Annotated in this window: 15 protein-coding genes; 12 read left to right on the top strand and 3 right to left on the bottom strand. The window is 65.8% G+C overall.

The genetic code is table 11. The annotated features are described in order from the left end of the window. Positions 1–21 precede the first annotated feature (21 nt). Genes CSC78_RS03680 through pcp form a run of 8 tightly spaced genes read left to right on the top strand, consistent with a single transcriptional unit; the run spans position 22 to position 5,827 of the window. A complete protein-coding gene (locus tag CSC78_RS03680) occupies positions 22–684 on the top strand; it encodes a dienelactone hydrolase family protein (RefSeq protein WP_162336556.1) in 663 nt (220 codons plus the stop codon). After that, positions 681–1,088 carry an HIT domain-containing protein gene (locus CSC78_RS03675; RefSeq protein ID WP_162336555.1) on the top strand — a complete coding sequence of 136 codons (408 nt, stop codon included), beginning with the start codon at positions 681–683 and terminating at the stop codon, positions 1,086–1,088. The genes CSC78_RS03680 and CSC78_RS03675 overlap by 4 nt, the downstream gene beginning before the upstream one ends. Next, positions 1,085–1,783 (top strand): 5-oxoprolinase subunit PxpB, encoded by a 699-nt coding sequence (gene pxpB, locus CSC78_RS03670; protein ID WP_162336554.1) that lies wholly within the window; start codon positions 1,085–1,087, stop codon positions 1,781–1,783. Before CSC78_RS03675 ends, pxpB begins: the two co-directional genes overlap by 4 nt. Beyond that, positions 1,780–2,733: a 5-oxoprolinase subunit C family protein gene (locus tag CSC78_RS03665; RefSeq protein ID WP_162336553.1), complete on the top strand. Its 954-nt coding sequence runs from the start codon at positions 1,780–1,782 to the stop codon at positions 2,731–2,733. Before pxpB ends, CSC78_RS03665 begins: the two co-directional genes overlap by 4 nt. A gap of 15 nt (positions 2,734–2,748) precedes the next feature. After that, positions 2,749–3,501: a LamB/YcsF family protein gene (locus CSC78_RS03660; RefSeq protein ID WP_162336552.1), complete on the top strand. Its 753-nt coding sequence runs from the start codon at positions 2,749–2,751 to the stop codon at positions 3,499–3,501. Continuing rightward, entirely contained in the window at positions 3,498–4,199 is a 702-nt protein-coding gene (locus CSC78_RS03655; RefSeq protein WP_162336551.1) for a DUF969 domain-containing protein, read from the top strand. Before CSC78_RS03660 ends, CSC78_RS03655 begins: the two co-directional genes overlap by 4 nt. Continuing rightward, positions 4,186–5,151, top strand: a complete 966-nt coding sequence (locus CSC78_RS03650; protein WP_162336550.1) for a DUF979 domain-containing protein — start codon at positions 4,186–4,188, stop codon at positions 5,149–5,151. Before CSC78_RS03655 ends, CSC78_RS03650 begins: the two co-directional genes overlap by 14 nt. Positions 5,152–5,173: 22 nt before the next feature. After that, the gene (gene pcp, locus CSC78_RS03645; protein WP_162336549.1) at positions 5,174–5,827 is read left to right on the top strand and encodes a pyroglutamyl-peptidase I; all 654 of its coding nucleotides are present in this window, start codon (positions 5,174–5,176) and stop codon (positions 5,825–5,827) included. A gap of 15 nt (positions 5,828–5,842) precedes the next feature. Here the strand turns inward: pcp and CSC78_RS03640 are convergent, their stop codons facing one another. The 3 genes from CSC78_RS03640 to apbC form a co-directional block, all read right to left on the bottom strand. Next, a complete protein-coding gene (locus CSC78_RS03640) occupies positions 5,843–6,364 on the bottom strand; it encodes an RDD family protein (protein WP_162336548.1) in 522 nt (173 codons plus the stop codon). 52 nt (positions 6,365–6,416) lie between these two features. Further along, on the bottom strand, positions 6,417–6,989 hold the full coding sequence (gene dcd, locus CSC78_RS03635) for a dCTP deaminase (protein ID WP_055943731.1): 573 nt from the start codon (positions 6,987–6,989) through the stop codon (positions 6,417–6,419). 96 nt (positions 6,990–7,085) lie between these two features. Further along, on the bottom strand, positions 7,086–7,925 hold the full coding sequence (apbC, locus tag CSC78_RS03630) for an iron-sulfur cluster carrier protein ApbC (RefSeq protein WP_162336547.1): 840 nt from the start codon (positions 7,923–7,925) through the stop codon (positions 7,086–7,088). 249 nt (positions 7,926–8,174) lie between these two features. Here apbC and CSC78_RS03625 point away from each other — a divergent pair, with 249 nt between their 5' ends. The 4 genes from CSC78_RS03625 (at position 8,175) to CSC78_RS03610 (ending at position 14,799) form a co-directional block, all read left to right on the top strand. Next, entirely contained in the window at positions 8,175–10,193 is a 2,019-nt protein-coding gene (locus CSC78_RS03625) for an alpha/beta hydrolase family protein (RefSeq protein ID WP_379609270.1), read from the top strand. A 263-nt stretch (positions 10,194–10,456) separates the two neighbouring features. Next, complete coding sequence (locus tag CSC78_RS03620) at positions 10,457–13,318, top strand: TonB-dependent receptor domain-containing protein (protein ID WP_162336546.1); 2,862 nt, start codon at positions 10,457–10,459, stop codon at positions 13,316–13,318. 156 nt (positions 13,319–13,474) lie between these two features. Then, positions 13,475–14,248, top strand: coding sequence for a sel1 repeat family protein (locus CSC78_RS03615; RefSeq protein ID WP_162336545.1), 774 nt, complete (start codon positions 13,475–13,477; stop codon positions 14,246–14,248). 110 nt (positions 14,249–14,358) lie between these two features. After that, the gene (locus tag CSC78_RS03610) at positions 14,359–14,799 is read left to right on the top strand and encodes a DUF2147 domain-containing protein (protein ID WP_162336544.1); all 441 of its coding nucleotides are present in this window, start codon (positions 14,359–14,361) and stop codon (positions 14,797–14,799) included. Positions 14,800–14,819: the final 20 nt, after the last annotated feature.

Here is a 14,819-nt window from a genome sequence, read left to right as displayed (position 1 = left end):
GCGCCGGCATACACTGACCGCATGGGCCACTGGACCACCCTCGATACACCGCACGGCCGCATCGCGGCCTGGCAGGCCGATCCGGCCGGCGCGCCGCGCGGCGCCCTGGTCGTGGTGCAGGAAATCTTCGGCGTGAACGCGCATATCCGCAGCGTCGCCGAAGGGTTTGCGCTGGAGGGCTACGCGGTGCTGGCGCCGGCCTGTTTCGATGTCGTCGAGCCTGGCGTGGAACTCGCCTACGACGCCGACGGCGTCGAACGCGGGCAGGCACTGAAAGCCGCCGTCGGACTCGAGCGGGCCAACGACATCACGCATGCCGCCGCCAATGCACTGGCGGCTTCGCATCACCGCGTCGGCACGGTCGGCTACTGCTGGGGCGGCACCGTCGCCCTGCTGGCGGCGCTGCGGATCGGACTGCCGTCGGTCAGTTACTACGGGGCGGGCAATCTGCCGTTCCTCGACGAACCACCGCGTGCGCCGGTGATGTTCCATTTCGGCGAACAGGACGCCTCGATCCCGCCGGACATGGTGCAGGCCCATCGCGACGCGCTGCCCGGGATGGAGGTCTTCACCTACCCGGCCGGGCATGGCTTCAACTGCGACCTGCGCGCGGACTACGAGCCATCCAGTGCGCGGCTCGCACGCGAGCGCACGCTCGACTTCTTCACCCGGAACCTCGCATGACCGATTTCCTGCTCGACCCGCGCCTGGCCGCCGACAGTGCCTTCATCGCCGACGGCCCGCTGTCGCAGGTGCGATTGATGGACGACACCCGCTATCCCTGGCTGGTGCTGGTGCCGCGCGTGAATGGCGCCAGCGAATGGCTGGACCTGGATGGCGGCCAGCAGCGCCTGCTGCTGGCGGAGATCAACCAGGCCGGCCAGTTGATCCGCGCGACTCCCGGCGTGGAGAAACTCAACATCGGCGCACTCGGCAACATCGTGCGGCAGCTGCATGTGCACCTGGTCGGGCGTCGTGACGGCGATGCGGCGTGGCCGGGACCGGTGTGGGGCAATGGGCATGCTGTCCGCCATACGCCGGAACAACTGGCTGCCGGGATCGAGCGCTGGCGCCTGCGCCTGGCATGAGCACGCCGCGCTTCGAACCGCTCGGCGACGATGCCCTGCTGGTGCGCTTCGGCGAGCGCATCGAGGCGGAGACCAATGCGCAGGTGCACACGCTGGCGGCGCGGCTGCGCGACCGCTCGCCGCCGTGGCTGCGCGATCTGGTGCCGGCCTACGCCAGCCTGGCGGTGTTCTTCGATACCGACCATGCGCCGGCCAGCGATGCGCATGCGGTCGTACGTGAATCGGTTGAAGCCCTGCTTGCCGATCCCTCATCGCGATCCGTCGGCGACACCGGGCTGCACGAGATTCCCGTGTGCTACGGCGGCGAATACGGCGAGGACCTCATCGACGCGGCGCAGACGCTGGGATGCGATACGGCGTCGCTGATCGCGCGCCACAGCGCACCCGTTTACACGGTGGCGATGATCGGCTTCGCACCGGGCTTTCCTTATCTGCTCGGGCTGGATCCGGCATTGGCGCTGCCACGGCTGGCGACGCCATGCACGCGGGTGCCGGCCGGTTCGGTTGCGATCGGCGGCGCGCAGGCCGGCATCTATCCGCGCGAAAGCCCCGGAGGATGGCGCTTGCTGGGGCGAACGCCTGCGATGCTGTTCGATGCAGGCCGCGCGCAGCCTGCACTGCTGCAACCCGGCGACCGGGTGCGTTTCGTGCCGATCGACGAAGCCACGTTCCGCCACCTGGCAGCGTCGCCATGAGCGCGTGGCAGGTGCTGTCGCCCGGCGTGCAGACGACGGTGCAGGACCAGGGGCGCCACGGCTGGCGCCATCTTGGCGTGGCGCGTGCCGGCGCGATGGATCCCTCCGCCCTGGCGATGGCGAACCGGCTGGTCGGCAACGATGAAGGCGCGGCGGGACTGGAGATCGCACTGCAAGGTCCCCGCCTGCGGTTGCCGCGTGCCTGCCGCATCGCGCTGACCGGCGCCACGGTGCAGGCGCGGTGGAATGATGTGCCGCTGCCGATGGGGCGACCCATCGATCTGCCCGCAGGCGAGCTCGCGCTCGGCCCCTTGCGCGATGGCGCGCGGGCCTGGCTCGCCGTGGCGGGCGGCATCGCGACACCCGCCGTGCTCGGCAGCCGCAGCACCGATCTCCGCGGCGGGTTCGGCGGCGTGGACGGACGCGCGTTGGCCACCGGCGATCGCCTGCCTGTCGGCGAGGTCCGCAGGGAGGTTGCCATCGCGCGGCAACCCGCCTTTCCCGCATGGTGGATCGACGTGGACGACCCATGGACGGCGGATCGCCACGTCCTGCGCTACGTGCCGTCCGCGCTTCCGGCCGCCCTCATGCTGGCCGCTCAGGTCTGGCGTACGCACCCGAACAGCAATCGTCAGGGCGTGCGGCTGCGTGGCACCGGATTGCCCGCGGGAACAGGCGACGGCGTGTCCGAACCGGTCGCCGTCGGCACGCTGCAACTGCCGCCCGACGGACAGCCCATCCTGCTGCTGGCCGACGCACAGACGGTGGGCGGCTATCCGCGACTGGGCCATGTGATCGCCTGCGACCTGGGGCGCGCCGCGCAGTTGCGCCCCGGCGAACCGGTGCACTTCGAACCGGTCACGCTGGACCAGGCCCGATCGCTGGCCAGGGAACATGCGTACCGCCTCGCGCGGCTGCGCATCGCCATTGCGCAGCGCGTGCAGGCCTGAGGTAGGCTCGCGGGCATGCGCACCATCGACTTCAACTGCGACCTGGGCGAAGACTGCGGCGACGATGCGGCAATCCTGCCGTACATCAGCTCCGCCAGCATCGCCTGCGGTTTCCATGCCGGTTCGCCGGACACCATGCGACGCACCGTCGCGCTGTGTCTCGCGCACGGCGTTGCCATCGGCGCGCACCCGTCGCACGCGGACCGCGAGCATTTCGGTCGCGTCGCGCACCCCCTTTCTTCGGAAGAAGCGTATTCCCTGACGCTGTACCAGGTGGCCGCACTGGATGGATTCGTTCGGGCCGCCGGCGGGCGCCTCCACCACGTCAAACCGCACGGTGCCCTGTACAACCAGGCGGCCCGCGACGCCGGCCTAGCCGATGCCATCGCGCGCGCCGTGTGCGACCACGATACGGGCCTGGTGTTGTACGGCTTGTCGGGCAGCGCGTTGACGACCGCCGGAGAACGGCTCGGCCTGCAGGTGGCGCACGAAGCCTTCGCCGAGCGTCGCTACGAGGCCGACGCCACGTTGACGCCGCGCACGCACAGCGACGCCAGCATCGAGGATCTGCCGACGGCCGCGGCGCAGGTCACGCGGATGCTGGACGCCGGCATCGTGGTCGCTCGCACGGGTGAATCCGTGCCGTTGCGCGCGGACAGCATCTGCCTGCACGGCGACCGACCGGACGCCGCCGCGTTCGCGCGCGGACTGCGACAGACCATCGAATCCAACGGCTTCGCCATCCGCACCATGGAGCGCCACGCATGAGTTACTGGCCCCTGCTGGGCATCGTGGTGGTGGTGGCGGGTTTCGTCCTGCGCTTCAATCCGGTCATCGTGGTAGTCACGGCGGGCCTGGTCAGCGGGCTGGCGGCAGGCAAGTCGATTCCGGACCTGCTCGCGCTGCTGGGCGAGAGCTTCGTATCCAACCGCGCCCTGCTGATGTTCGCGCTGACGCTGCCGACCATCGGCCTGCTGGAGCGTGCCGGTCTGCGCGAGCATGCGCTGCGCTGGATCGCACGGCTTCGCGGGCTGACGCTGTCGCGCCTGCTGGCGGGCTACCTGCTGGTGCGGCAAGGGCTGAGCATGGTGGGGCTGATCGATATCGCCGGACATGCGCAGACCGTGCGACCGCTGCTGGCGCCGATGGCCGAATCCGCCGCGGGCAAGACGCGCGCCCCCCTGTCGCGTGAGGAAACGCAGCGCGTGCATGCGATGTCGGCGGCGACCGACAACATCGGACGCTTCTTCGGTGAGGACGTGTTCCTCGCCTTCGGCGCCGTGCTGCTGATCCAGGGCTTCTACGCGCAGCACGGCATCCAGCTGGAGCCGCTGCAGATCGCGCTGTGGGCACTGCCGACGGCGATCGCGGCCTTCATCATCCATGCCGTGCGTATCGTCCTGTTCCAGCGCCGACTGGACCGTGCGGTTCTGGCAGCGGAGGCGAAGACCGATGCTGTCGATTGAGCACTTCTACTGGGTACTGGCGGCCTTCCTCGCCTACGCCGGGTGGCGCAACCTGCAGCAGCGCCGCTACGCGCACGCCGCGTTCTGGACGGTGATCGCGGCGCTGTTCGCGGGCGGCGACGTCGTGCTGCGCGCAAGCAAGGCCGGCGATGCCCTGCCGGCACAGTTCGCTGGTGGCGCAGTGCTGGTGCTCGCCCTGCTGGCCACGCGCATGCGCCGCGAACCGCTGAACGAGGCGCCGGAATCCGAACGCCTGGCATCCGCGCTGCGGCTGGGCCACCGCCTGTTCGTGCCGGCTCTGCTGATCCCGGCGCTGACGATCACCGTCGTGCTCGCCGGCCCACATCTGTTCTTCGGCGGTACCCCGCTGTTCGCGCCCACCGGCATGACGCTGGTCGGCCTGGCCTTGGCCTGCGTGATCTCGGCCATCGCGGCGATCGCGGTGACGCGCCAACCCCCGCTACGGGCCGCCGACGAGGGACGCCGACTGCTCGACACGATGGGGTGGGCAGCGCTGCTGCCACTGGTGCTGGCGACGCTGGGCGGCGTGTTCGCGGCCAGCGGGGTGGGCGAATCCGTCGCATCGCTGGTGTCGATGGTGATTCCGGCCGACAACCGCATGGCCTGCCTGCTGGCCTTCGCGGCGGGCATGGTGGTGTTCACCATCATCATGGGCAATGCATTTGCTGCGTTCCCGGTGATGATGGCCGGCATCGGCCTGCCGCTGCTGGTGCAACGCCACGGCGCCGATCCCGCCATCCTCGGCGCCATCGGCATGCTGACCGGCTACTGCGGCACGCTGCTCACGCCGATGGCGGCGAACTTCAACATCGTCCCCGCGGTGCTGCTGGAACTGGACGACCAGTACGGGGTCATCCGCGCGCAGGCCGCGACCGGTTTGTGGCTGATGGGTACCAATGTGCTGCTGATGGCGTGGCTGTGCTTCCGCTGATGCTGCTTCCGCGAGACTTGCCATGCCGACGACGCGCACCGTGCTGCTGACCGGCTTCCAGCCGTTCGGGGGCGAACAGGTCAATCCCAGCTGGCTGGCCGTGTCCGCGCTGCATGGCGCACGCATCGCGGGACATCGCGTGGTGGCCCGCGAGTTGCCGGTCGCCTTCGGTACCTCGCTCAAGGTCCTGCGTGCGGCGCTGAAGGAAACGCAACCATCGCTGGCGATCTGCGTCGGCCAGGCAGGCGGTCGTTCGCAGCTTTCGCTCGAGCGCGTGGCGATCAACGTCGACGACGCACGCATTCCCGACAACGCGGGCCAGCAGCCGATTGATGCCCCCGTGGTCGCGGACGGTCCGGCAGCCTACTTCTCCACGCTGCCGATCAAGGCGATGCGCGAGGCGTTGCGCGGTGCCGGTTTTCCTGTCGAGGTCTCGCAAACTGCGGGCACCTACGTCTGCAACCACGTGTTCTACGGGTTGATGCACGCACTGCGGCGCCAGCGTGCGGTGCGGGCGGGCTTCATCCATATTCCCTACTCGCCTGCGCAGGCGTCGATGCACGCCGGCACGCCCAGCGTAGCGGTGGAAACGGTGACGGAAGCACTGCGCCTGGCAGTGCAGGTGGCGCTGAAGACCCGCACGGACGCCCGCCTTGCGGCCGGCGCGGAGCACTGACCCCGTCGGGTTCGATCAGTCGGCGCGGATGACGCGCGTACCCGCGATCAGGTCATGCAGGCAACGCTGATCCTGGCGGAAGATCATCAGCGAATCGACCAGCGCATACAGGCCGCCCACGCAAGGAACATTGACGATGGCATGCGTGGGCAGGTAGCGCTTCAACAACAGATCCATCAGCGGCGGCGTGCGTCCCTCCAGGTCCACGATCCTGATAGACAGCAGCTTCTTGCCCCAGGTCTGCCCGCTGTCATGCAGCGGATAGCTTTGGATCGCGGCGAACAGCACGAAGCCGATGACCGCCCACAGCACCATCGTGCCCACCGGCATGAAGCCGAAACCACCTGATTGGCCGGCCTCGAACGCGGCCTGCCAGTACCCGCTCGCCAGCATCAGGGGCAGCATGACGGCCAAAGCGATGACGCCATCGATCAGCGCCGCCGCCAGCCTTGCCCAACGGTCGGCCAGTTCCTGATGCCCTGTGGTTGGCATCACGAGGTGTGCCTCTGGCGTTCGGTAAGGATCGTGCTCCGGCATCGGCGGAGGAGTTTGCATCGGTTGCTTCCTTTCGTTGATGGAGCGGACGGCGTCAGGTACGCGGCAGCGTCACGCCAGTCTGACCCTGGTATTTGCCGCCACGGTCCTTGTAGCTGGTCTCGCACACGTCGTCGGCATCGGACTGGAAGAACAGCATCTGCGCCACGCCCTCGTTGGCGTAGATGCGCGCCGGCAGCGGCGTCGTGTTGCTGAATTCCAGCGTCACGTGGCCTTCCCACTCCGGTTCCAGCGGCGTGACATTGACGATGATGCCGCAGCGCGCGTACGTGCTCTTGCCCAGGCAGACCACCAGCGTGTCGCGCGGGATGCGGAAGAACTCCACCGTGCGCGCCAGCGCGAAGCTGTTCGGCGGAATGATGCACTCGTCCGCTTCGATGTCGACGAAGCTCTTCGGGTCGAAGTGCTTGGGGTCGACGATGGTGGAGTTGATGTTGGTGAACACCTTGAACTCGCGCGAGCAGCGCACGTCGTAGCCGTAGCTCGAGGTGCCGTAGCTGACGATGCGCTGGCCGTTGACCTGCTTGACCTGTCCGGGCTCGAACGGCTCGATCATGCCCTGCTGCTCGGCCATGCGGCGGATCCAACGGTCGCTCTTGATGCTCATGCAAATCCTGGTCTGGTGGGGCGAAGGCCGCGCGGGCGGCGCGCAGCGGACGGGGAATTGTAGGGCGGGCCCCGGCCCGCCGTCTGCGCCAGCCGGCTAGACCAGCGAGGACGCGATGGACATCGAGGCCCGCGGCCGCTGTGCCAGCGTGCCCGCCATGACCCGCGCGGTCTGCCGGTAGGCCTGTGCCACGGCAGAATCCGGCGCGGCCACCACGACCGGCTGGCCGGCGTCGCCCTGCTCGCGGATGGCGATGTCCAGCGGCAGCGAACCCAGCAGCGGCACGCCGTACTGGGCCGCCATGCGCTCGCCGCCCCCCTGGCCGAACAGGTGTTCGACATGGCCGCAGTTGGAGCAGGTGTGGACTGCCATGTTCTCGACGATGCCGAGCACCGGCACCTCGACCTTCTCGAACATCTTCAGCGCCTTCTTGGCATCCAGCGTGGCGATGTCCTGCGGCGTGGTGACGATGACCGCCCCCGCGACCGGGATCTTCTGAGCCAGCGTCAGCTGGATGTCGCCCGTGCCCGGCGGCAGGTCCACCAGCAGGTAGTCCAGGTCGCTCCAAAGGGTGTCGGTGAACAACTGCATCAGTGCCGAGGTTGCCATCGGCCCCCGCCAGATCATCGGCGTGTCCGGGTCGACCAGGAACCCGATCGACATGGCTTCCACCCCGAACGCCCGCATCGGCTCGATCGACTTGTTGTCGTGGCTCTCCGGCCGCCCCGACAGGCCGAGCATGACCGGCACGCTGGGCCCGTAGACGTCGGCGTCCAGTACCCCAACCCGTGCCCCTTCGGCCGCCAGCGCCAGCGCCAGGTTCACCGAGGTGGTCGACTTCCCTACCCCGCCCTTGCCGGAGCCGACGGCGATGACGTTGCGGATGCGGGGGTGGGGAGTGAGGTTGCCTTGGACGGCGTGGGATCGGACAGACATCGACGCATTTCCAGTATGTGAGTAGCCGCCGCAGCGTGTGCGGTACCCGGGCATCTGTTGGATACGCGTGCGGCAACGCGACATCTTCTCACACCCGCCAGCAGGGGGCTTTACCTGTTCGACCTCGCTGCACTACTCTGGCCGGCGCGCCAGAGAATGAACAATGCGTTCAGCATCGGGAATCGGCAACATGCTGCGATGCGCGCTTGGCGCCTTCTTAAGAACACGAATCAGGGGTACGAGCCAACCATGAAGATTGGGAAAGTACGTTTAATCGCCGCGTCTTTGATGCTGCTGACAGGAACCGCCACCGCACGCGATGCGATCCCGATCGAGTCGTTCGCGCGCCTGCCGAACATCCAGTCCGTCTCGATGAGTACGGATGGAAAGAATCTTGTCGCCATCGTGGCGATGCCCAACTCCAACAACCAGGAAACCGGCCTAGCCACCTGGAACCTAGACAATCTCGACGCCGGCTCCGTGATCACGCCATCGGGTGATCGCATGAAGTTCATTGCCGCCAACGCCATGAAGGCCGACCGTGTGCTGGTGCTCGGCCGACAGGAGTGGACCGGCCAGTTGGGCGGATGTGGCGAGGGCAGCAACGTCGGCGCGACCAAGACCTTTGTCGTCAAGCCCTACCTGACGGATATCAAGCAACAGAAGTTCGATGAGGCCTTTGCCGACAACGTGCGCCGCATCGGTGTTGGCGAAGACATGAAGCGCTGCCTTGAGATTGCCGGCACCGCGAACCTGGTGCATACGTTGCCACTGGACCCGGACAACGTGATCATCTCGCAAATGAGCGGCCTGTCGCTCAGTGGCGCCTACTACCTCTATAACCTGCGGACCAACGAAACGAAGCTGCTGTTCAAGGCGAACAGCCGCACCAGTCCGGGCCTGTTCAATCCGCGCAACGGCGAACTGCTGACACGCACTCAGCTCGAACCCATTTCGCCCGGCGAGTACGAGCAGCGCGTGCTCATCCGCAACAAGGCAGGGGAATTCGAAGTCCACGCCCCCCTAACCAGCAAGCTCAGCGAGCGCAATGCCGTCGACATCGTTGGTATAGACGAGCAGACCGGCAAGTACTACATCTTGACGGACAAGTTCTCTGATCTGGTCCAAGCGTGGATGTACGACCCGGCTGCACGGAAATTCGATAGCGAGCCATTGCTGGCGCACCCGCAGTTCTCGATCAGCCGTCTGATCCTCGGCGCCCAGCCCAGCAACTTCAACCGCGTCTTGGGCTTTGTCGTCGATGGTCCCGAGCCCGAAGCGACCTACGTCGATCCCGAGCTGAGCGCGATACACGCCGGCCTCAAGAAGGCTTATCCCGGCCAGACCGTGGCCATCAGCAGCTACAACAACGAGATGTCGCGGGTCCTGTTCAGCACGGAAAGCGCCCAGCATGCCCCGGCTTACCGGCTGCTGCTGGACCGTAAACGTATCGTGGATCTCGGCGAGCAACGGCCGTGGATCGACGCCAAGCAGATCGGCGAACAGCGCTGGGTGAACTACGCCGCCCGTGACGGCCTGAACATCCCCGCCCTGCTCGATCTTCCCGTGGGCTGGAAGGCGAGCGATGGCCCGCTTCCCACGATCATCCACCCGCATGGCGGCCCTTGGGCGCGCGACTACGGTGGCTGGGACGCCTCGGGATGGGTGCCGTTCTTTACGTCTCGGGGTTACGCCGTGCTTCGCCCGCAGTATCGGGGTTCTGCCGAACTGGGCCGCAAACTCTGGCTTGCCGGTGATGGCGAGTGGGGCCAGAAGATGCAGGACGACAAGGACGACGGCGCCGCCTGGCTGGTCAAGGAGGGCATCGCCGATCCGAAGCGCTTGGCGATCTTCGGCTACTCCTACGGCGGGTTCGCCGCCGCCGCTGCGGTCGTGCGCCCCAATAGTCCTTATCAATGCGCAATCTCCGGCGCGCCGGTGACTGACCTCACCAAGCTGGGATGGTCGTGGAGTGAGAACCGGCTGCAACGCATCCTGCAGGGCCGGACCGTCAAGGGCATGGACCCGATGCTCAATACGGACAAGGCCAACATTCCCGTACTGCTGTACGTGGGCGACCGGGATGTCCGCACGCCTTCCTTCCATGCCCGCGGCTTCTACGATGCGGTAAAGGGCAGGGTGCCGGCGAAGTTCGAGCTGATCGCCGACATGCCGCACAGTATGCCCTGGTACTACCGCCACCAGCAGCAGGCACTGGGGCTGATGGAAAACTTCCTCGCGAAGGATTGCGGCCCCGGCGGCCTGTGATCTGACCCGCCCGTTCTAAGCAGTCCAATGAGCCCCGCCCCCGCGCGGGGCTCATCGTTTCTCGTGCCTGCCTACATGCTCGGGAGCATCTGCCCGGAACCCGTCAGGCGCCGGAATCAGAAAATTTCATGGTTGTAAAACAGTGCTGTCACAAAATTCTAACGATGCATTGCTATGCGAGTGTAACGGTGCATATACTCACTTAACCCCTGCATAACGAGCAGGAGGGATGCTGTGCAGCACTTCTTTAGGGGATACAATCAATGCACAACGCAAAAAAATCTCGCGTCATCAATAAGTTACCTCTTTTCGTCGCCGTCCTGGGCTGCCTGTATGGCACGACCGCCCTGGCCCAAAACACAACGAACGATGACCAAGAGGAGAAGAAAGCGGTAGAGCTGGACAAGATCACCGTCACGGGCTCCCTGCTCCGCCGCGCGGAGTACGACTCGGTCTCGCCAGTCCAGATCATCACTGCCGATACGAACGTGTCGGTCGGCCAGGTGGACACCGCCGAGTTCCTGCAGAAGTCGAGCATTGCCTCGGGTTCCACGCAGATCAGCCACCAGTTCGCCGGCTTCGTCGTGGAGGGCGGCACCGGCGTCCAGTCGGTCGATCTACGCGGCCTGGGCGCCCAGCGTTCACTCGTGCTGCTGAACGGCCATCGCCCTGGCCCGGCGGGTACGCGCGGCCAGGTCGGCGCGTTCGACCTCAACGTCGTGCCTTCCTCGATCCTGCAGCGCGCTGAAATCGTGAAGGACGGTTCGTCGTCGATCTACGGCTCCGATGCCGTGGCCGGCGTCGTGAACCTGATCACGCGCAAGAACATCGACAGTCCCGAGATCACGATCAGCACGCGCGCACCCTTCGTGGGCGGCGGCGAAGTGTTCAGCATGTCCGGTGCCACCGGCTGGAACTTCGACAACGGCAGCATCGTCCTGGCGGGTGAGTACTACCTGCACGAGCCGCTCCGCATGGGCGATCGTCGCTACCTGCGCTGCGCAGAAGATCTGGCGTTCGACGCTAACGGCAATCGTATCGATCGCGCCGACCTGTCGATCCTCGCCGGCACGCCGCTGGCGGGCTGCAACAACACCGGCGTCATCAACGCAGTGGACGACTACTTCACCGGCGTCCGCTACGTACCCTCCTGGGACGGCACCACCATCGGCCTGCTGCCGGGTTACCGTCCGAACATCTCGACGCGCTACGACAACTCGCCGCAGGCGTCGCATCGTCAGGTCCTCAACGATGCACGCTGGGCAGATGTGCAGCTGATCGACCGCCAGGAGCGCTTCAGCATCTTCGCGAGCTCCAGCTTCTCGTTCGGCAGCGTCAACTGGGACACGGAATGGCTGTTCAACCGTCGTAACACGGACACCCATCGCCTGCGCCAGTTCTTCCCGGTCGTGGAAGGCCCGGTGCCGTCGGGTTACGCGAATCCGATCATGCTGTTCCCGTCGGATCAGGCCGTCGAAGTCGATTACGCCTACGTCAACACCGGGCTGGACGGTCTCCTTTCCTTCACCGACAGCTGGGCATGGTCCGCGGACCTGTCGTACTCCCGCTCCAGCGGCGACTACAGCTCGCTGGCGATCGCCAATGAGCTGACGGGCGACCTGACCCGCGCCAACAGCGGCACCGCCGCCATCGACTACTTCCAGCCCTGCGTCCTGAGCGGCGCGTGCATGGATGATCTGGTTGCGGCCGTTGGTCGCTGGCACACCGGCAACACGGTCTATGACCAGTTCGTGGCCAATGGCGTGCTGACCGGCGAGCTGTTCAACCTGCCGGCCGGCCCGGTGGGCGCGGCAGTGGGCGTGGAGTACCGCAAGTACAGCCTGGACGATCAGCCGAGCCAGCGCGAAGTCTCTGGTGGCCTCTGGGGCCAGAGCAGTGCGCAGGTGACGAAGGGCGAGGACAAGGTGAAGGAAGTCTTCGCCGAGTTCGAAGTGCCGCTGCTGAAGGGTGTTCCCGGCTTCGAAGCGCTGAACGCCAACTTCTCGGGTCGCTGGTTCGACTACGATTCCGTCGGTGATTCCGATACCGTCTGGAAGGCAGGCCTGAGCTGGCAGATCGTCCCGTCGTTCCGCGTGCGTGCATCGCGCGGCACCTCGTACCGTGCCCCGGGCCTGTATGAGCTGTACCTGGGCAACCTGTCCGGCTTCTTCGCACAGACGGCGATCGATCCCTGCATCCGCTGGGGCGAGTCGAACAACGATCAGATCCGCGCGAACTGTGCAGCGATCGGCATTCCCAACGACTACACCGCAGCCGGTGGCTCCTCTGCCGAAGTTTTCCAGGGTGGTGGTGCAGGCTTCCTGCAACCGGAACACTCCACGGCAGAGACGGTGGGCCTGGTCTGGACGCCGACGTTCGCCCCGATCAGCGTTGCGTTGGACTACTTCCAGTACGACGTGCGTGACCAGATCGGCACGCTGAGCGCTGCCCAGATCGTGAACGGCTGCTATGCATCGACGCAGTTCCCGAACAACTTCTGCAACATGTTCGATCGCAACCCCGGTACGGGGCCACAGGCGCATATGATCACCGACATCTATGCGACCTACATCAACATCAACAAACAGAAGACCCGCGGTTACGACCTGCTGGCGCGTTACGAGGACGACTTCTCGTTCGGCAAGCTCGAGCTGGAGACGCAGTTCACCTATACCAAGGAGAACTACTATCTGCTGTTCGCCGACCCACAGTCTGGCGGCCAGGTGCGCTCCGATCAGACCGGTTACATCGGCTATCCGCAACTCGTCGGCAGCTTCCGTGCTGGCCTGACCCGGGGTGATTTCACCTACACCTGGTTCATGGACTACATCGGCGAGACTGAGAACCTGGACCTGGATCCCAACTATCGCTATCAGGTCGTGGCTCCGACGGCGCCCAACGCCTATCGTGATATTTGGGCCGAGTCGCGGCTGTACCACGCGGTCTCGGTGCGTTATGAGCAACCGAAGTGGTCGCTTCTGCTGGGCGTCCGCAACGTGTTCGATGCGGATCCGCCGCAGGTGAGCTCCGGTGTGGCGACTCGCTACGGCAACGTTCCCGCGTTCGCCACGCAGTACGACTACTACGGCCGCACGCTGTTCGCGCGCCTGAACTACAAGTTCTAAGCGCTCTTCAAGCAACACAAAAAGGCGGCGCTCTGCGCCGCCTTTTTTGTTTCTGCGGCGCACCAGGCGACTGGCCGGATGGCAGCATTACTTCCGATGCATGTTCGGCCCCTCCTTCAACGCTAGGCTGGCAATGCACGCACTCGAGGGAACACCATGCGGAAACTTGTCTTGATAGCGGCATTGGCGGCGCTTTGCGCGGGAACCGCGCTTGCACGCGAAAAGCCAGCCAACCAACGCGATCCGACGATCAACTCGACGATGGTGGCCGCCGGCTTCCTCGACAGCCACCCCGACCTCATGTATCGCTCGCGCGGACTGGATCGCTATGGCGAGCGTGAGTTCGAAGAAGCATTCCAGCAGTTCCGTCGCGCTGCATACTATTCTGACAAGCCCTCCCAGGCCATCGTCGGGGAAATGCTGTGGATCGGACTTGGCGTCCCCAAGGATCGCGCGCTCGCCTATGTCTGGATGGACCTGGCGGCGGAGCGCGGTTACCTGAGCTTCGTGGAGAAGCGCAAGCTCTACTGGGACCAGCTCGACGAGAGCGAGCGCGGCCGCGCCCAGCAGGAAGGCGCGGCCATTCGCGCGGATTACAGCGATGCCGTCGCCGAGCAACGTTTGCATTACATGCTTCGCCGGGAGAGATCAAAGATGACGGGCAGCCGGTTGGCGTCTCTGGCCAATCCTGTCCAGATCTCCGTTCCCGGAGTCGGCACGCTCGACAGCTCCCAGTACTACCATCCCAAGTATTGGGAACCCAAGGAGTACCGCGCCTGGCAGGACTCGATCTGGCAGGAGCTGCGAATCGGCAAGGTAAGCGTGGGCGATGTCCAGCAGCTCTCTGACGCTGACGCGCCGGGAGAGCCGGTGTCGAAACCCGCGAACGGGCAGCCATCGGACCCGGCTGCACCTGCAAAAGAGGAGTAAGGGCGGCACCACTCGGCCAGCCCCTTCCATACGCCAGCGGATGCGGTATAACAGTCGTCATCCCGCCGGTCGTTGCCGGCGGGCCTGACCTTCATCCCTGGGAGGGGAACATGCGCAAGACCCTGATGGCCGCGATGCTGGCCGCTCCGCTGATGGCCCTGTCGCTGGTGGCGTCGGCCGCCGATCCGGTGGTGGGCCGCTGGAAGACCATCGACAGCGATACCGGCAAGCCGAAGTCCTTCGTCGAGATCACCCAGGCGGCCAACGGCACGATCACTGGCCGCATCGTCGAGCTGATCAACCCGAGCAAGCCGAACCCGACCTGCGACAAGTGCAAGGACGATCGCAAGAACAAGCCGATCACCGGCATGGAGATCATCCGCGGCATGAAGGCCGAGGGCGGTGGCGAGTACGCGGGTGGCACCATCCTCAAGCCGGACGAGGGAAAGATCTACAAGTCGAAGATGGAACTGATCGAGGGCGGCAAGAAGCTGGAGGTGTCCGGCTGCATCGCCTTCATCTGCAAGTCGCAGACCTGGATCCGCCAGTAAACTCTTGCGAATCCGCGACA

Source organism: Pseudoxanthomonas japonensis (assembly GCF_010093445.1).
GTDB classification, from domain to species: domain Bacteria; phylum Pseudomonadota; class Gammaproteobacteria; order Xanthomonadales; family Xanthomonadaceae; genus Pseudoxanthomonas_A; species Pseudoxanthomonas_A japonensis.
This window is presented reverse-complemented; position numbering and strand designations above follow the sequence as displayed.